At 65.6% G+C, this 18,436-nt stretch carries 14 protein-coding genes; 7 read left to right on the plus strand and 7 right to left on the minus strand.

What is annotated here, in order from left to right; all coding sequences use genetic code 11:
- Positions 1-5: 5 nt before the first annotated feature.
- Positions 6-1,109 (plus strand): ABC transporter ATP-binding protein, encoded by a 1,104-nt coding sequence (locus XI02_RS14500; protein ID WP_172648280.1) that lies wholly within the window; start codon positions 6-8, stop codon positions 1,107-1,109.
- 62 nt (positions 1,110-1,171) lie between these two features.
- On the opposite strand, the gene XI02_RS14505 is transcribed toward XI02_RS14500, so the two are convergent.
- Positions 1,172-1,960, minus strand: coding sequence for an IclR family transcriptional regulator (locus XI02_RS14505; protein ID WP_172648279.1), 789 nt, complete (start codon positions 1,958-1,960; stop codon positions 1,172-1,174).
- Between the two features lie 123 nt (positions 1,961-2,083).
- Between XI02_RS14505 and XI02_RS14510 the strand changes: the two genes are divergently transcribed.
- Positions 2,084-3,904, plus strand: coding sequence for an NAD(P)/FAD-dependent oxidoreductase (locus tag XI02_RS14510; protein ID WP_081334530.1), 1,821 nt, complete (start codon positions 2,084-2,086; stop codon positions 3,902-3,904).
- Positions 3,905-3,953: 49 nt separating this feature from the next.
- Positions 3,954-5,897 (plus strand): alkyl/aryl-sulfatase, encoded by a 1,944-nt coding sequence (locus tag XI02_RS14515; protein ID WP_172648278.1) that lies wholly within the window; start codon positions 3,954-3,956, stop codon positions 5,895-5,897.
- 139 nt (positions 5,898-6,036) lie between these two features.
- Here the strand turns inward: XI02_RS14515 and XI02_RS14520 are convergent, their stop codons facing one another.
- The 6 genes from XI02_RS14520 to XI02_RS14545 all read right to left on the minus strand — a co-directional run bounded on the left by XI02_RS14520 (position 6,037) and on the right by XI02_RS14545 (position 11,989).
- Positions 6,037-6,741 (minus strand): ABC transporter ATP-binding protein, encoded by a 705-nt coding sequence (locus tag XI02_RS14520; protein WP_172648277.1) that lies wholly within the window; start codon positions 6,739-6,741, stop codon positions 6,037-6,039.
- Complete coding sequence (locus XI02_RS14525) at positions 6,734-7,483, minus strand: ABC transporter ATP-binding protein (RefSeq protein ID WP_197971320.1); 750 nt, start codon at positions 7,481-7,483, stop codon at positions 6,734-6,736. The genes XI02_RS14520 and XI02_RS14525 overlap by 8 nt, the downstream gene beginning before the upstream one ends.
- A 10-nt stretch (positions 7,484-7,493) precedes the next feature.
- Positions 7,494-8,480, minus strand: a complete 987-nt coding sequence (locus tag XI02_RS14530) for a branched-chain amino acid ABC transporter permease (protein WP_172648275.1) — start codon at positions 8,478-8,480, stop codon at positions 7,494-7,496.
- Positions 8,480-9,349 (minus strand): branched-chain amino acid ABC transporter permease, encoded by an 870-nt coding sequence (locus XI02_RS14535; protein WP_018270455.1) that lies wholly within the window; start codon positions 9,347-9,349, stop codon positions 8,480-8,482. The genes XI02_RS14530 and XI02_RS14535 overlap by 1 nt, the downstream gene beginning before the upstream one ends.
- A 16-nt stretch (positions 9,350-9,365) precedes the next feature.
- The gene (locus tag XI02_RS14540; protein ID WP_016846510.1) at positions 9,366-10,619 is read right to left on the minus strand and encodes an ABC transporter substrate-binding protein; all 1,254 of its coding nucleotides are present in this window, start codon (positions 10,617-10,619) and stop codon (positions 9,366-9,368) included.
- Between the two features lie 302 nt (positions 10,620-10,921).
- Entirely contained in the window at positions 10,922-11,989 is a 1,068-nt protein-coding gene (locus XI02_RS14545; protein ID WP_016846511.1) for a glycosyltransferase family 4 protein, read from the minus strand.
- A 313-nt stretch (positions 11,990-12,302) separates the two neighbouring features.
- On the opposite strand from XI02_RS14545, the gene XI02_RS14550 reads away from it, so the two are divergent.
- The 4 genes from XI02_RS14550 to XI02_RS14565 all read left to right on the plus strand — a co-directional run bounded on the left by XI02_RS14550 (position 12,303) and on the right by XI02_RS14565 (position 18,308).
- Entirely contained in the window at positions 12,303-14,066 is a 1,764-nt protein-coding gene (locus tag XI02_RS14550) for an ABC transporter ATP-binding protein (RefSeq protein ID WP_016846512.1), read from the plus strand.
- 83 nt (positions 14,067-14,149) lie between these two features.
- A complete protein-coding gene (locus tag XI02_RS14555; RefSeq protein WP_172648274.1) occupies positions 14,150-16,351 on the plus strand; it encodes an amylo-alpha-1,6-glucosidase in 2,202 nt (733 codons plus the stop codon).
- Between the two features lie 60 nt (positions 16,352-16,411).
- A complete protein-coding gene (locus tag XI02_RS14560; RefSeq protein ID WP_172649204.1) occupies positions 16,412-16,981 on the plus strand; it encodes a PRC-barrel domain-containing protein in 570 nt (189 codons plus the stop codon).
- Positions 16,982-17,069: 88 nt separating this feature from the next.
- The gene (locus XI02_RS14565) at positions 17,070-18,308 is read left to right on the plus strand and encodes an MFS transporter (protein ID WP_172648273.1); all 1,239 of its coding nucleotides are present in this window, start codon (positions 17,070-17,072) and stop codon (positions 18,306-18,308) included.
- Positions 18,309-18,436: the final 128 nt, after the last annotated feature.

An 18,436-nucleotide genomic window follows, 5' to 3' on the forward strand; every position in this document is an offset into this window, starting at 1 on the left:
CGGCGATGACGGCGACGCTCGAAGTCACCGATCTCAGGAAGCAGTTTTCGATCGGCCGTCCGGCCATCGACGGCGTCAGCTTTGGCGTGCCGGCCGGCGAGATCGTGGTGCTGCTGGGGCCGTCCGGCTGCGGCAAGACCACGACGCTGCGCTGCGTCGCCGGGCTCGAGCATCCGACCGGTGGCGAGATCAGCATTTCCGGGCGGGTGGTCTCGTCGCCGGCAAGCGGCATCCTCGTGCCGCCGCGTTCGCGCGATCTCGGCATGGTGTTCCAGTCCTATGCGGTGTGGCCGCATATGACGGTGCGCCAGAACGTGATCTATCCGCTGAAGCACCGCAAGATCGGGCGCACCGATGCCGCCCGCATGGTCGAGGAGGCGCTGGCGCTGGTCGGACTGTCCGACTATGCCGACCGGCCGGTGGTGGCATTGTCGGGCGGCCAGATGCAGCGCGTCGCGCTGGCGCGCAGCATGGTATACCGGCCGCAACTGTTGCTGCTCGACGAGCCGTTGTCGAACCTCGATGCCAAACTGCGCCTGCGGCTGCGGGACGACCTTCGCGTCATCCTCAAGCAGACCGGCATGACCGCGCTCTACGTCACCCATGACCAGGCCGAGGCGGTCGTGCTTGGCGACCGGATCGGCGTGATGCGCGACGGCAAGCTGTTGCAGATGGACACGCCCGACATGATCTACAATCGTCCGGCCGATCTGTTCGTCGCCAATTTCACCGGCGCCACCAACGAGCTCGCGGGCAGGCTCGTCACATGCGACGGCCGCTATGGCGTGGTCGATTTCGGTGACGGCCGGCAAGGCGAGGTCACGCTGTGCCAGACGCTTAATCCCGACGAGAAAGTGCGGATCGCGCTGCGGCCCGAGAACATCGCGATCGGCCGCCCCGACGGCGCCAACACGTTCGCGGCAAAGGTGCTCGACCGCAGATATCAGGGCACCCAGACCGCCTACGGCATCGAGCTGTTCGGCAAACGGCTGGAAGCGATCGAGCTCGGCACCGCCGCGCGCCATCAGGTCGGCGTCGAGGCACAGGTCGCGTTGCCGCGCGAATGCCTGTGGGCCTACCGCGACAGCGGGCCGGCATCGCATGACTAGTACGACCGCGGCCGTCGTCGGTTCGCAATGAGGTGATGCAGCCCGTGCCGCCGGTTCGCCCGTTAGCCTTCCTCCACCAGCGCGCGGATGCTGCGGGCGAGTCCGAGGATGCGCGGACCGCATTCGCGCTCGATCTGCTCGGCGCTGAAGCGGAAGGAGGGGACGCCGCAATTGACCGACAGGCATTCGCCGCTCGGTGTGCGATAGAGCGGGGCGGCGACGCCGAAGATCTCGCGCCGCCATTCGCCGAGCGAGACGGCAAAGCCGCGCTCGCGGCACAATTCCACATCGGGCAAGGTGCGCTTCTGCACGTAATCGAACTCGTCGGGGCGCTCGGCCTTGACGCGCGCGACATAGGCGCCGAGCTCGTCCTCGGTGAACAGCGACAGCAGCGCGCGCCCGACCGCGGTCGGCGCCAGCGTGCTGACAAAGCCGACGTCGGGCACATGCGGCGCCGTATCCGTCGTGCGCAGCGTCTCGACATAGATGAAGTCGATCCCGAACGGCATCGCGATCGACACCGTGCCGCCGGCATAGGTCGCGAAGTCGCGCATCAGCGGACGTGCCAGCTGACGCACCTTCAGCGCGGACAACACAGGATAGGCGGCGGCGAGCGCGCCCAGCCCGAGCACGAAGCGACCCTTGGTGTCGCGCCTGAGATAGCCGAGCTGCTCGAGCGTGTAGGTCAGCCGCGACACCGTCGGCCGCGACAGGCCGGTATGCAACGCGAGTTCGGCATTCGACAGCGAGCCGGGATGACGGCGGAACGCCGTCAGCACGTCGAGCCCATGCGCCAGGGTGGTGGCGAAGGACGGATCTGCCTGAACCTCGGCAGGGGAAGATGCTGTCATACGGAATATTGGTCTCAGGTGGCCGGATTTGTCAATATATCGGAATGAATTTGCAAATCGTGTCGATATCGGTTTATCTGCAAGGAATAAGGACAAGGAACCGGTGGAGCGAGGCGCCTTCCGATGACGATGACCGAGCAAGCCCGAGACGCAAAACCATCCGCGATCGACAAGGAGCGGCTGCGCCTGAAGTATCAGGAGGAGCGCAACAAGCGGCTGCGTCCCGATGGCAATGACCAGTATCTCCAGATCAAGGGCCAGCTCGCGCATTATCTCGACGATCCCTACACGCCGGTCGCTGAGCGCGCGCCGAAGACCGATCACGTCACCTTCGCCTTTATCGGCGGCGGCTTCGCCGGGCTCGCCACCGCGGCGCGGCTGACCGAGGTCGGCATCAAGGACGTCCGCATTGTCGAGAAGGGCGGCGATTTCGGCGGCACCTGGTACTGGAACCGATATCCCGGCGCGCAATGCGACACGGCGTCGATGGTCTACATGCCGCTGCTCGAAGAGACCGGCCACATGCCGTCCGAGAAATACGCGCATGCGCCCGAGATCCTCGCGCATTGCCAGCGGATCGGCCGGCAGTTCAATCTCTACGACAACGCACTGTTCCACACCGAGGTGACGAGCCTCGATTGGGACGCCGCGCGATCGCGCTGGATCATCCGCACCACGCGCGGCGACGCCTTCACCGCGCAATATGTCGGCATCGGCACTGGCCCGCTGCACGTGCCGAAGCTGCCCGGCATTCCCGGCATCGAGCGCTTCAAGGGCCACTCGTTCCACACCAGCCGCTGGGATTACGACTATACCGGCGGCGATCCCAAGGGCGTGCTGATGGAGAGGCTTGCCGACAAGCGCGTCGGCATCATCGGCACCGGCGCGACCTCGGTGCAATGCATTCCGCACCTCGCGCGCGCCTGCAAGGAGCTCTACGTATTCCAGCGCACGCCGTCGTCGGTCGACGTGCGCGGCAACGGGCCGATCGATCCGGACTGGTTCGCCGAGATCGCGACCCCGGGCTGGCAACAGCGCTGGCTGGAGAATTTCACTGCCAACCAGGCCGGCGGATCGGCCGAGGAGGATCTGGTGCAGGACGGCTGGACCGACCTGTCGAAGCGGATCCGCGCCAAGATCATGCTGCTGCCGCGCGAGCAGCGAAGCGTGGAAAACATGCGGGCGGCGTTCGAGGATTCCGACTTCGAGAAGATGGAGGAAATCCGCAACCGGATCGACACCATCGTCCGCGATGCCGACACCGCCAAGAACCTCAAGGCCTGGTACGGCCAGCTCTGCAAGCGGCCGTGCTTCCACGACGCCTATCTTCAGGCGTTCAACGCCCCTGGCACCCATCTGGTCGATACCGACGGCAAGGGCGTCGAGGAGATCACCGAGAACGGGATCGTCGTCGCGGGCAAGGAATATCAGCTCGATTGCATCATCTATGCGTCGGGATTCGAGGTCGGTACCGAGTACAAGCGGCGCGCGGGCTTCGATCTCACCGGCCGCGATGGCGTCAAGCTGTCGGAGCATTGGGCCGAGGGCATGCGCACCAAGCACGGCATCCACGTGCACGGCTTCCCCAACGTGTTCTTCGTGCAGCCGACCCAGGGCGCCAATCTGATCTCCAATGTGCCGCACAACCTGACCGAAGCGGCGCGCACCATCGCGCTGATGGTCGGCCATGCGCAGGACAACGGCTTCAAGGAAATCGAAGTCAGCAAGGAAGCCGAGGATCGCTGGGTCGAACTGCTGTTGACCGGCGTCGGCCGGATGATCGGCGGGCCGGATTGCACGCCCGGCTACTACAACAATGAGGGCCGTGAGCCCGGTCCCGCGGCCAAGCTCAATGTCGGGCATCCCTCGGGCGCGCTGGCCTACTTCAAATATATCGACGGCTGGCGCCGCAGCGGCCAGTTCGAGGGCGTGCAATTCCGCTGACGGAAGCGCGATCGAAACTGATGTTCGCCAAACGAGGAGTGCTTGAGTAATGACCCAGCCAACCGCAGGTGAAGCGTCGCACGAAGCACCGAAGGCGGCGTCCGCGCCGGTCATCGCCCAGCACGCGGCGACGCTGAAGGCGCTGCCCTTCGCCGACACCAGGGACTTCGACGACGCCGCGCGCGGCTTTCTCGGCACCATCGAGAACGCACGCGTCACCTCGGCCCAGGGCAGGGTGGTCTGGAGTCTGGAGCCTTACGGATTCCTGTCGGAGGAGAAGGCGCCCGCGACCGTCGATCCAAGCCTGTGGCGGCAGTCGCGGCTCAATATGCATCACGGCCTGTTCGAGGTGGTGCCAGGCGTCTACCAGGTGCGCGGCCTGGACATCGCCAACATGACGCTGATCGAGGGCGACAAGGGCATCATCGTGGTCGACACGCTGACCTCGATCGAGGGCGCGCGCGCCGCGATGGAATTGTACTTCCGGCATCGCGGCAAGCGGCCGGTCGCCGCCGTGATCTTCACGCATACCCACACCGACCATTGGGGCGGTGCGCGCGGTGTGCTCGACGACGCCATGCTGGCGGCGGGCGTGCCGATCCTCGCGCCGAACTTCTTCATGGAGCACGCGGTCTCCGAGAACATCATCGCGGGGCCGGCGATGCTGCGCCGTGCGCAATACCAGTTCGGGCCGTTCCTCGCCAAGGGCGTGCGCGGCCACGTTGATTGCGGCCTCGGCAAGACCATGGCGGCGGGCGGCGTCGCGCTGCTGCGGCCGACCGATCTGATCATCGCGACCGGCGACAGGCGCGTGATCGACGGCGTCGAGTTCGAATTCCAGATGGCGCCGAACAGCGAAGCGCCGGCGGAGATGCATTTCTTCATTCCGCGCTACAAGCTGTTGAATCTCGCGGAGAACTGCACGCATAATTTCCACAATCTGCTGCCGTTCCGCGGCGCCGATGTGCGCGATGCGCTGGCGTGGTCGAAATATCTCGGCGAGGCGCTGCAGATGTGGGGCGGCAAGGCGGAAGCGATGTGCGGCCAGCACCACTGGCCGGTGTGGGGGCAGGCGCGGATCGACAGCATGATCCGCGAGCAGCGCGACCTCTACAAATACGCCCATGACCAGACCATCCGTCTGATGAACCACGGGCTCAACGCGGCCGAGATCGCCGAGACGATCCGGCTGCCGCAGAGTCTGGAGGGCGCCTGGCACGGCCGCGGCTATTACGGCCATATCAGGCACAATGTGAAAGCGATCTACCAGAAGTATCTCGGCTGGTACGACGCCAATCCGGTCAATCTCGATGCTTTGCCTCCGGTTGCGGCCGGCAAGAAGTATGTCGAATATATGGGCGGTGCCGATGCGATCCTGAAGCGCGCTGCGGCGGATTTCGCCAAGGGCGAATTCCGCTTCGTGGCGCAGGCCGTCAGCCATCTCGTGTTCGCCGAGCCCGACAACCAGGCGGCGCGTGCATTGCTGGCCGACACGTTCGAGCAGCTCGGCTATGCCGCCGAGAGCTCGACCTGGCGCAACGCCTATCTGTTCGGCGCCCAGGAGCTGCGGCAGGGCATGCCGAAGACGCCGCCGCGCTCGCCGATGCCGCGCGAGACGCTGGCTGCGCTGCGTACCGAGCAGCTCTGGGATGTGCTCGGCATCCGCCTCAACGGTCCGAAAGCCGAAGGCAAGCGCATCGTGCTGAACTGGAGTTTTACCGATACGGACGAGACCTTCGTGCTCAACCTCGAGAATTCGGCGCTGACCTATGTCAAGGGCGCGCAGGCCACCGATGCCCATGCCAGCTTCACGCTGGCGCGCAGTGTGCTGGACGAGGTCATTGCCAAGCTGACCACGTTCCCGGACGCGGTCGGCGCCGGCAAGATCAAGGTGTCGGGCGATCCGCTGCGGCTCGGCGAATTGATGGCGCTGATGGACGAATTCCCGCGGATGTTCGAGATCGTCGAGCCGAAGCGGACGGTGGTGACCTAGCAAAACACGAAGAACGGATAACCGTCACCCTGAGGAGCCGCGTAGCGGCGTCTCGAAGGGTCGACGGCCCGGCTGGTGGCCGTGCATCCTTCGAGACGCGCTTCGCGCTCCCCAGGATGACGGGTTGGCGGACGATGCCTCAAATCCCGAGATATGCCGCCTGCACCTGCTTGTTGCCCGCGAGCTCCGCGCTCGAGCCCTGCATGATCACGTTGCCGCTCTCCAGCACATAGGCGCGCTGCACCAGCGACAGCGCGCGGCTGACATTCTGCTCGACCAGCAGGATCGCGGTGCCCATCTTGTGGATTTCACCGATCTTCTCGAAGGTGACGTCGGTCATCACGGGGGCGAGGCCGAGCGACGGCTCGTCGAGCATCAAGAGGCGCGGCTTCAACATCAGCCCGCGGCCGACCGCGACCATCTGCTGCTCGCCGCCGCTCATGGTGCCGGCGAGCTGCTTCCTGCGGTCGGCGAGCCGTGGGAAGATGCTGTAGACGAGCTCCATCGTGCGGGCGCGATCGGCCTTGGCTTTCGGCGTATAGGCGCCGATCTCGAGATTCTCCTGCACCGTCATCTCCGGGAACACCTGACGGCCCTCCGGGACGTGTGCGATGCCGAGCTCGGGAATCCGGTAGGGCGGCAGCGTCGCGAGGTCGACGCCGTCGAAGGTGACCTTGCCGGCGAACAGTTTGACGAGGCCGGAGACGGCGCGCAGCGTCGTGCTCTTGCCGGCGCCGTTGGCCCCGAGCAGGCCGACGGCCTCGCCTTCGCCAATGGAGATGCTGACATCGGTGATGGCGGGGACCGAGCCGTAGCTGGCGCTGATACGGGAGAGCTCAAGCATGGGCGTCTCCTGGCGCCGGCGGATGCACGTAGGAGCCGAGATAGGCGCGGATCACTTCCGGATTCTCCACGATCTCCTTCGGCGCGCCCTCGGCGATCTTCTGGCCGTGGTCGAGCACCACGATGTGGCGGGCCACCGCCATGATCGCGCGCATCACATGCTCGACGATCACGATGGTCAGGCCGCTGGCGGAGAGCTTCTTCACCAGCGCGACCGCCTGGTCGATCTCGGCCGGGTTGAGTCCGGCCATCACCTCATCGAGCAGCAGAATCCTGGGCTGCGTTGCCAGCGCGCGGGCCATTTCCAGCCGGCGCTGGTCGATGGTGGTGAGGTCCTTGGCCGGCGTCTGCTCTTTGGCGCCGAGGCCGACAAACTCGATCGCCTCGCGCGCCTTGTTGCGCGCGGCCGCGATATGGCGGTCGCGCAGGAACGCGCCGGTCATCACATTGGCGAGCACGGTCATCGCGCCGAACGGCTTGGCCACCTGGAAGGTGCGGGCAAGGCCGAGCGCGCAGACATCGTGCGGCCTGAGCCCCACGACCTCGTGGCCGAAGGCGACCACCGAGCCGGAATCCGGCCGGTGAAATCCGGTGATCAGGTGAAAGCTCGTGGTCTTGCCGGCGCCGTTCGGCCCGATCAGCGCGACCGTCTCGTTCTCCTGCACTGTGAAGCTGACGTCCTGCACGGCGCGCAGGCCGCCGAAGCGCTTGCTGAGACCCTTGATGACCAGTGCTTCTGCCATCGCGACGACCTCAGGCACGCGCCGGCTTGCGCCGGGCGGTGCGGTGATAGATATCGGTCGCGAACCCGATCAGCCCGGTCGGCCGCCACAGGATCACAGCCATCAGGATCAGGCTGTAGACCGTGAGCTGGATGCCGCCCACCGAGCTTCCGAGCCAGCTCTGCAGCAGCGCCGACGTGGTCTCCAGCAGCACGGTGCCGATCACCGGTCCCCACAGCGTGCCGATGCCGCCGACAATCGACACCAGCGCCGCCTCGATCGAGACATTGAAGCTGAACGCGGTCGCCGGATCGATGAAGTAGATGTACTGCGTGTAGAACGTCCCCGCGAGTGCGGTCAGGAACGCGCTGATCATGTAGATGTCGCGCTTGACCTTCGGCGCGTTGACTCCGACCGCTTCGGCCGCGTCCTCATCCTCGCCGATCGCGACGAGATAGTACCCGATCCAGGATTTCTCGATTCTGTGGGTGATCCACAGCCCGACCACGAGCAGGCCGAGCACGACGTAATAGTAAGACGACTTCTCCTCGAACTGCATCATCAACGGCGCGCTGCCGAGGTTCGGGATCGTGGTGCCCTCGGCGCCCCAGGCAAAGTCGCGGAACTTGAGGAAGATCAGCATCAGCACCTGGGCGGTCGCGATGGTGGCGATGGTGAAGTAGGGGCCGCGCAGGCGGAAGCAGAGCCAGCCGATCGGCAGGCTTGCGAGCATCGCGACCACGCCGCCCGCGATCATCCCGATCCAGGGCGAGATGCCGTAGTTCACCTGCATGATGGTCGAGGTGTAGGCGCCGAGCCCGAAATAGGCGGCGTGCCCGAGCGACAGCTGCTTGGCGTAGCCGCCCATCAGGTTCCAGGCGACGCCGATGAAGGAGAACAGCAGGATGCGGATGAAGATGTCGATCGCGAACGACGAGGTGACGAGCTGCGGCAAGGCGAGCATGACGACGGCCCCGATCGCGAGCCACAGCCATTTCATGTTGCTGGACGCCTGCATCACCGGCCCCTCCTGGCGCCGAGCCCGCTCGGCCTGAAGGCAAGCGTCAGCAGCAGCATCGCGAACACCACGATCAGGCCGGAATCGGCGCCGACGAACTGGATGCCGAGCGATTCCGCGACGCCCATCATCAGACTTGCGATCAGCGCGCCCATCACATTGCCGAGCGTGCCCATCACGACGGCGACGAACGCCATCAGCACGAACACCTGGCCGACGAATGGATAGGCCGAATAGAACGGCATCAGCAGCGAGCCGGCGGCGCCCGCGAGCGCCAGCGCAGTGCCGAACGCCACCGCGAACACGCGGTTCGGATTGATCCCCATCAGCATCGCGACGTCGCGGTTCTGCGATGCGGCGCGCATGGCGCGGCCGAGATCGGTGGTGTGCAGGAATACCCACAGCAGCCCGCTCAGCGCCATCGCGACCGCGAAGGCGATCAGTTTCGCCACCGGTATGTACAGCCCGCCGATGTGCCACGCCGCATCCGAATAGGACGTGTGGACGGTGCGGTAGTTGGCGCTGAACAACATCAGCGAGAGATTGAGCAGCAACAGCGACAGCGCGAAGGTCAGGAAGATTTGCGGCATGTCGTTCGGCCCCAGCACCCTGCGGATCAGAAAATGCTGGATCAGGACGCCGGCGAGGAACAGCACCGGCATCGACACCACGAGCGAGACCAGCGGATCGATGCCGAACTGGGTGGCGAGGAAGAACGAGATATACATCCCGATCATCACGAACTCGCCCTGGGCGAAGTTGACGATCTTGACCACGCCGAAGATCAGCGTGACGCCGATGCTGACAAGCGCGTAGATGCCGCCGATGAGCAGGCCGTTGATCACGGCCTGGGCCAGTGTCTCCCACATGCGATGCGACCGCGGCTCAGGTCTTCATCAGCGGGGCGCGGGCGTCTTCCTTCGGGAAGACGCTGACGAGATCGGTGTTCTGCCACTGCACGCCGACCGGGCGGCCGTAGACGTTCTTGCCGTCCGGCCCGAACTTCACCTTGCCGCCCGGCGCCATCGCGGCAAACCCCGAGGAGACGTCGAGCGTCGAGAGCGCCTCGCGCACCTTCTTGGGATCGGCGGAGGCGGCGCGCTCCAGCGCGTCGGCCAGCATGAAGGTCTGCGCGACCAGGCCGCCGGCATATTCGAACGCGAACTCGCCGGTGCGTTTCTTGAATTCGACATTCACCTTCTGCGCGTCTTCGCTGACGTCGTGGTTCCAGTGCGCGACACCCTGCAGGCCCTCGGCGGCATTGCCGACATTCTTGTAGAAGTCCGGCATCACGAAGCCGCCGGAGCCGCCGTTGATCGCGATGTTGAGTCCGACCTGCTTCACGGTGCGCACGATCAGGATGAGGTCGTTGAGATAGGACAGTGAGAACAGCGTGTTGGCGCCGGAGGCCTTGACCTTGTTGATCAGCGGGCTCGCGTCGGTGAAGCCGGCCGAGTAGGGCTCGAACATCACGATCTCGACGCCTTCGCCCGACGCGAGCTCCTTCAGCCCGTTCGAGGTCGAGGTGCCGAACGCGGTGTTCTCGAAAATCACGGCGACCTTGGCCTGCTCGCTGACCAGCTTGGCCATCTGCAGCTGTGCCTTGGCGAATTGCGAAGCGCGCGCGAACGGCGTGAAGGTGTAGGTGCGCCCCTTGTTGAGCTGATCTGAGCTCGATCCGGTGATGATCGGAACCTTTGCCCGTTCGCAGACTTCGCTCGCGATCAAGGTCAGCGCGCTGGCATAGCAGCCATGGATCGCCGACAGCTTGTTGCCGGTGATCAGGCGGTCGGTTTCGGTGCGCGTCACCGTGGTGTCGCTCTGCACGTCCGAGACGATGAGGTTGAGCTTGGCGCCGCCGAGCGACTTGATGCCGCCGGCCTCGTTGACCATGTCGACCGCGAGCTTGGCCGCAGCCACGCAGCCGACGCCGATCTGCGCCATGCTGCCGGTGGTCGGATAGAGCGCGCCGATGTTGATCGGATCGGCCGCCCAGCCGCGCAGCGGAACGGCGCCGAACGCGCCTGCCGCCAGCACGCCGCCGGTTTTGGCGAGGAATTTGCGGCGGTTCAGCTTCTTTGGTGAGGCTTTGGTCGCTGCGGCATTATTAATGGCCGACGGCTTGCGGTCCCCTGTCATGGCGTTCCCCCTGCGCGATCACGGCACGGTTGCTCCGTCCGCTCGCTTATTATTTTTTGCTCAAGCGGGGCGCATAAGAGCACGTAATTCGGCATTCGCAAAGGCGATATCAGCCGAACTCATGGGGAAACGCGTCATCGCTGGTGCGTCGCAGCAATCGCGCGACGCGCGCATGCGGATTGTTTGGCTGTCTGAGAGTTGCCGCCGCACACGGCGGTATTATTGACAATCGAATGACCCGACGGACCGGCACGGATGGTGCCGGCCGGCCCGCCGGATCATTCGATCGGCCGCTGCAACTGCTACTCCGCGCTGGCCACCAGCTTGAAGCGCGGCTCGGCTTCCATCAGGCTGCGGAAGGCGGCGAGATAGTCGAGCGCCATGCGCCGCGCGGTGAAGCGGGTCTCGAACTGCTTGCGGATCGCGTCGCGATTGAGCGTTCCGAGGCGGCCGACGGAAGAGATCGCACTGATCTCGTCCTCGACGATGAAGCCGGTCAGGCCATCCTCGATGATCTCCGGCACCGAGCCGCGGTTATAGGCGATGACGGGCGTGCCGCAGGCCATCGCTTCGATCATCACGAGGCCGAACGGCTCCGGCCAGTCGATCGGAACCAGGAGCCCGATCGCGCCGCTGAGAAAATCCGGCTTCTCGCGGTCGCTGATCTCGCCGATGAACTCGACCAGCGGATTGCTGGTGATCAGCGGCTTGATCAACTCATCGTAATATTCCTGGTCGGCACGATCGACCTTGGCCGCGATCTTCAGCGGAATGCCGCAGCGGGTGGCGATCTTGATCGCGCGATCGACGCCTTTCTCCGGCGCGATGCGGCCGAGCACCGCGAGGTAGGACGGCTTCGCCGGTTGCGGCATCAGCAGATTCTCCGGCAGGCCGTGATGGATTGTGCGCACCCAATGCGCCTGCGGCACCGGCCGCCGCTGCGCGTTGGAGATCGAGATCACCGGAATCTTGGAGAAGGTGTTGAAGACCGGCTGATGCTCCGGCAGGTCGAGCCGTCCGTGCAACGTGGTGACGAACGGCGTCGGCTGCCGCGCGAACAGCGACCACGGATAATAGTCGAGATGGCAGTGCAGGAAGTCGAACTCCTCGTCGTCGGCCTTCTGCCGCACGCGTTCCAGCATCACCATGTGGAGCGCATTGGGATCGCGGACCGAGCCGTCGAGCCGCAGTGCCTTCGGCCAGGTCGCATCGAGCTTCGCGGAGGTTTGAGAATCGCCACTGGCGAACAACGTCACGTCATGTCCAAGTGTTACAAGTTCTTCGGTCAGCCAGTGCACGACCCGTTCGGTGCCGCCGTAGAGCTTGGGGGGAACAGCCTCCGTCAGCGGGGCAACCTGCGCGATGCGCATCTCTCCGTCTCCTGTTTGTAATGTGGAATGAACTACCCTCAGCCCTCAGATGGCACCGACATGCCAAAGACGGGAACGTTCTCGCACGTGCGAGGTTCCTTAGATGTGGGAGATCTGCCGCTTCTTTCTTCCATCACACTGTGGTCTTGCTGATGCCATCACGCTCCAACACGGTTTTGCCTATGCCAGCGTTGCAAAATTGTTGCGCAGTGATGGCTGCATCAAGGAATCCCACCGCCGCCCTTCACGTCATCGTGCGCGAGAGCTTCGACTAAAATTTTCTCGTTCACCTTCAACAGCTTTGCAGGACGTCATGGACCATCTGTCAGGATATGCGCATCGCCCGTTTCCCTTTGTGCTGCGCTATCTGCGCCGGCGTCTGCCGTCGCATGTTGTAATTCTGTCAGCCGTTGTTGCGGCGGTTGCCTGTTCGGTAGGCACGCAATACGGCGTCAAGAATCTGGTCGATGCGTTGTCGGCGGGGCCGTCGGCCGCAAACGGCGTATGGCTGGCATTCGCTCTGCTCATGTCGCTGATTGCAGCCGACAACTTCCTGTGGCGGATCGCGAGCTGGACCGCGAGCTACACCTTTGTCAGCGTCACCGGCGATCTTCGCCGCGACATGTTCCGCCATCTCACCGGCCACGCGCCGAGCTATTTCACGGACCGGCTGCCGGGCATGCTGACCAGCCGGATCACGGCGACGTCGAACGCCGTGTTCACCGTCGAGAACATGTTCGTATGGAATGTGTTGCCGCCCTGCATCGCGACCTTCGCGGCAATCACCCTGGTTGGAACCGTCAGCGTGACAATGTCAGCAGTGCTGATCCTGATCGCGGGAACCATGGTTGTAGCCATGTTCCGCATCGCCGCCGCCGGCCGGCCGCTGCACGACGATTTCGCCAACAGGGCTGCCGCCGTGGACGGCGAAATGGTCGACGTCATCAACAACCTCCCGCTGGTGCGCGCGTTCTGCGGCCTCGGCTATGAGCACGAACGCTTCGATGCGACCGTCAATCGGGAACTCGTCGCGCGCGGCCGTTCCCTGCGCTACCTCGAGAAGCTTCGTCTCATTCACGCCGGCGTGACCGTCATTCTGACGATCGCGATGCTGGCCTGGGCGCTCAGTCTCTGGCAGCAGGGCGCGGCGACCACCGGCGACGTGGTGCTGGTGTGCACGCTCGGCATCTCGATCCTCAGCGCCACCCGCGATCTCGCGGTCGCGCTGGTCGACGTCACCCAGCATGTCGCCCGGCTGACCGAGGCGCTGGCGACGCTGCTGCAGCCGCACGAGCTGAAGGACCATCCGGAGGCCGAGGCGCTGGTGAAGAGCGGCGCCGCGATCGCCTTCAACAATGTCGCGTTCCGCTATCCCGGCGGCCTGCAGGTGTTCGAGCGCTTCAGCCTGCGCATCCAACCCGGCCAGCGGGTCGGCCTGGTCGGCCAGTCCGGCGGCGGCAAGTCAACATTGTTTACCCTTCTGCAGCGCTTCTACGACGTCGAGCAGGGCAACATCACCGTCGACGGCCAGGACATCTCGCGCGTCACCCAGCAGAGCCTGCGCGCGGCAATCTCGGTGGTGCCGCAGGATATCTCGCTGTTCCACCGTTCGATCCTGGAGAACATCCGCTACGGCCGGCCGGACGCCACCGACGACGAGGTGCTGCGGGCGGCGATCGCAGCGCGATGCGACTTCATCGAATCCTTGCCCGAGGGCATGAACACCATCGTCGGCGACCGCGGCGTCAAGGTCTCCGGCGGCCAGCGCCAGCGGATCGCGATCGCGCGCGCCTTCCTGAAGGACGCGCCGATCCTGCTGCTCGACGAGGCCACCGCGGCGCTCGATGCGGAATCCGAGGAGGCGATCCGCGAGGCGTTGTCGCGGCTGATGCGCGGGCGTACCGTGGTCGCGATCGCGCACCGACTCGCGACGCTGCGCAGCTTCGACCGCGTGATCGTGCTGCAGGGCGGCCGCATCGTCGAGGACGGTCCGCCCGATATTCTCGTGAAGGGAAGGGGCCCCTACCGCGACCTGGTCGCGCGCGAGATGGGCCGCCTCTCCACCAGCGCGGCCTGACCCCGCGTTCTCAAGCGTGTTCTTGCGTTCCGGTGCGTTCGTTCGAGCCGAAGTGGAGCCAAGCAAAGTCGCCAGAGGTTCAGATGGCAGCTGACGTCGTTACGCAGATCATCACCGCTCGCATCACTGAGCACGTCGCCGAATCGCCGTTCTACATTCCGATGACCGGGCCCGCGGCACGGCCGCGGCGCTCGCTCAAGCATGACGACACCTTCATCGTGCTCGACAGCCACGGCGACATCGGCGCCTCGGCCGGCGGGCCGGACGGCCTGTTCAACGCCGACACCCGCTACCTGGCGCGGCTGGAAATGGTGCTGGAGAACGTGCAGCCGCTCCTGCTCGGCTCCAACATGCGCGACGACAATTCGGCGCTGACGGTCGACCTCACCAATTCCGACGTCTATCGCGACGACCGTCTGACCCTGCCGAAGGACACGCTGCACATCGTGCGCTCGATCTTCCTGTGGCGCGGCACGGCCTATCAGCGCATCGGCCTGCAGAATCACGGCGATCATGCCGCGAGCTTCGATCTCACGCTGCTGTTCGACAACGACTTTGCCGATCTGTTCGAGGTGCGCGGCGAGCGCCGGCCGCGGCGTGGCATCGGCTCGAGCAAGCTGCTCGGCCCGACCGACGTGGTGCTGGAATATTGCGGCCTCGACGAGCAGACGCGGATCACCGCGCTGCATTTCGATCCACGGCCGACGCGGCTGTCGGTCAACGCGGCGACCTATCATTTCGATCTCGAGCCCGGGCAGGTCACGTCGCTGTTCGTCGCGGTCTCCTGCAACAAGCCGATCATGCAGAAGCCGGTGCCGTTCTTCCGTGGCCTGCTGGCGCATCGCCGCGAGATGCGGACCTCGTCGGCCGGCGCGGCCAGCATCGAGACCTCGAACAACATCTTCAACGAGGTGCTGTGCCAGGCGATGGCCGACCTCAACATGCTGATGACCGAGACGCCGCAGGGCCGTTATCCCTATGCCGGCATTCCCTGGTATTCGACGACGTTCGGCCGCGACGGGCTGATCACCGCGCTGCAGATGCTGTGGGTCGATCCGCGGATCGCCAAGGGCGTGCTGAAGCGGCTCGCGCTGTTCCAGGCCAAGGCGGTCGATCCGCTGGCCGATGCCGCGCCGGGCAAGATCCTGCACGAGATGCGCGGCGGCGAGATGGCCGCGCTGCGCGAAGTGCCGTTCGCGCATTACTACGGCAGCGTCGATTCGACTCCGCTGTTCGTGCTGCTCGCCGGGCTCTATCTGGAGCGCACCGGCGATTTGGAGACGCTGCGCGAGCTGTGGCCCGCGGTCGAGGCCGGCTTGCAATGGATCGACGGCCCGGGCGATCCGGATCGCGACGGCTTCGTCGAATACCAGCGCGCCACCGAGCAGGGGCTGCGCAATCAAGGCTGGAAGGATTCGTTCGACGCCATCTTCCACGCCGACGGAACGCTTGCCGAGGGCAATATCGCGCTGGCGGAAGTGCAGGGCTATGTGTTTGCCGGCAAGCAGCTTGCCGCGCGCGCGGCGCGCAAACTCGGCTTTGCCGACAAGGCTGCGAAGCTGGAAGCCGAGGCCGAGCGGCTGCGCGAGCGGTTCGAGGCAGCATTCTGGTGCGAGGAGCTCGGCACCTATGCGGTCGCGCTCGACGGCGCCAAGCAGCCGTGCAAGGTGCGCACGTCGAATGCCGGCCAGACGTTGTTTTCCGGCATGGTGCGGGAAGACCGCGCGCGACGGGTCGCCGCCGATCTGATGAGCCAGAAGTTCTTCTCGGGCTGGGGCATCCGCACCGTCGCTGCGGGCGAGGCGCGCTACAACCCGATGTCCTATCACGATGGCTCGATCTGGCCGCATGACAATGCGCTGATCGCGCTCGGATTTGCCCGCTACGGCCTCAAGCATTCGGTCGCGCATCTGTTCAAGGGGCTGTTCGATGCCGCGAGCTATATGGAACTGCGGCGACTGCCGGAGCTGTTCTGCGGCTTCCGCCGCGAACGCCGGCGCGGCCCGGTGCTCTATCCCGTCGCCTGTGCACCGCAGGCCTGGGCGAGCGCGACGCCGTTCACGCTGCTGGAGGCGGCGCTCGGCCTCGAGTTCGACACCGCGCGCGGCGAGATTCGCTTGCGCGATCCGCGGCTGCCGGAATTCCTCAACGACGTGGTGTTGCGCGACCTCAGGCTCGGCGCCTCCAGCGTCGATTTGAGGCTGCGCCGCCATGGCGACGAGGTGTCGCTCGAAGTGTTGCGCACGCGCGGCCAGATCCAGGTGTCGATCGTGCTGACGCATTGAGCGTCGTCGCGCGGCATGCGTGCGCCGGGAAATCGCGGGGAGAGCAACATGCGTCCGAGGATGATGACGATGCTGGTCGCAGCGGCGCTGCTGACATGCGCGGGTGTCCGTGCCGCCGACGACGAAGCGCCGGCGCCGACACCATCGCCGCCGCCGGCCGCCCAGGCGCCGCCGGCAACTTCCACGCCGCCGGCAACTTCCGCGCCACCGGCAGCCTCTGCGGCACCAAAGGAGCAGGCCAAGGAGCCCTCAAAGGAATCGTCCAAGGAGCCGTCGCCGCCGCCGTCGGTGACCGTGATCGGCGCGCGCGATGCGCACGGCATTCTCGGGCGCGACGTTCGCAGTTCCGCCAATGAGAACATGGGCCGTATCGTCGACGTCATCGTCGACCGCGACGGCAAGGTCCGCGCCGCGGTGATCGATTTCGGCGGCTTCCTCGGCGTCGGCAGCCGCAAGATCGTGGTCGATTGGAACGCGCTGCGTTTCGCCGGTGTTTCCAGCAAGAGCGACAGCATCACGCTGGACCTCAACAAGCAGCAGGTGAGCGCTGCGCCAGAGTACAAGGAAGATACGCCGCTGATCGTGCTGGGCGCGGCGGGAAGCCTGCATCCATGGGATTACGAACATTAGGGGGGTAGAGCTGGTCGCGCGTCCGAACTCTTCTTTAGAGACGGTTGGCGACGGTCGTGGCAAGCGATCAGCCGGCAGCACTAACGTTGTGTCAATTGCCCCCGATCAACGCAGTCCCGAGGAACCGCGCACGCCGTCGCGGGAAAGCCAGCGCGGCCTCGACTGGTTCATCTTCTTCCTGGCCGACGTGCAGACCGGCTTCGGCCCGTTCGTCGCGGTCTATCTGACGACGCAGAAATGGACCCAGGTCGAGATCGGCTTCGTGCTCTCGATCGGCGGCATCATCGGCCTCTTGGGCCAGATGCCCGGCGGGGCGATCGTCGATGCGGCGCGCTCGGAGCGGGTCGTTGCGGGCTGTGCGGTGGCCGCGATCGGCGCCAGCGCGCTGGCCTACGCGCTCTGGCCGATCTTTCCCGTGGTGACGCTTGCCGCGACGCTGCACGCGCTCGCGAGCTGCGTGCTCGGTCCGGCGATCGCCGCGATCAGCCTCGGCCTGGTCGGGCCGCTTGCGATCGGCGAGCGGCTCGGCCGCAACGCGCGCTTCGCCTCGCTCGGCAGCGGCTCGGCCGCGGCACTGATGGGCGCCTGCGGCTATCTGCTGTCGAGCCGCTCGGTGTTCCTCGTCACCTTCATCCTGGCGATCCCGACACTGTTGTCGCTGGCGCGGATCCGCGAGCGCGAGATCGACATCGCCCAGGCCCATGGCGAGGTGAAACGCGAGGTCCCCGACAAGCGCGCCACCAGCGTCGTCGGCCTGGTACGGCAGCGGCCGCTCTTGATCTTCGCCGGCGCGATGATGCTGTTCCAGCTCGCCAATGCCGCGATGCTGCCCTTGATGGCGGGCGTGGTGACGACACGGTCGAGCCAATGGGCGCCGGTCCTGATCGCGGCCTGCATCATTGTGCCGCAGGCGATCGTCGCGCTGTGCTCGCCGTCGGTCGGTCGCAAGGCGCAGGCCTGGGGGCGGCGGCCGCTGCTGTTGATCGCGTTCGCCGCGCTGGCGATCCGCGGCCTGTTGTTCGCGACGGTGCGCGACCCCTATGTGCTGGTCGTGGTGCAGATTTTCGACGGCATTACCGCGGCGATCTTCAGCGTGATGGTGCCGCTGATCGTGGCCGACGTCGCCTTCGGCAGCGGCCATTTCAACCTGGCGCAGGGCATTGTCGGCACCGCGGTCGGCATTGGCGCGTCGCTCAGCACGGTGCTGGCCGGCTATGTCAGCGACAAGCTCGGCAGCAGCACCGCCTTTATGGGCCTCGCCGGGATCGCCGCGTTCGGACTGCTCGTGGTCTGGCTGGTGATGCCGGAGACGCGGCGGACGGCATGATGGCAGGGCGCAACCGCGGCATCATTGGCCGCCACCGACCGGACCAGGGATGCGGCTACGGGTCCGTTTTGCTGCGCGGCACCCTTCCTCCTGCATGTGCCGTCATATATGAGTGAATATATAAGTGA

Origin of the sequence: Bradyrhizobium sp. CCBAU 21365 (assembly GCF_015291305.1) — a bacterium.
In the GTDB taxonomy this organism is placed as follows: Bacteria; Pseudomonadota; Alphaproteobacteria; order Rhizobiales; family Xanthobacteraceae; genus Bradyrhizobium; species Bradyrhizobium elkanii.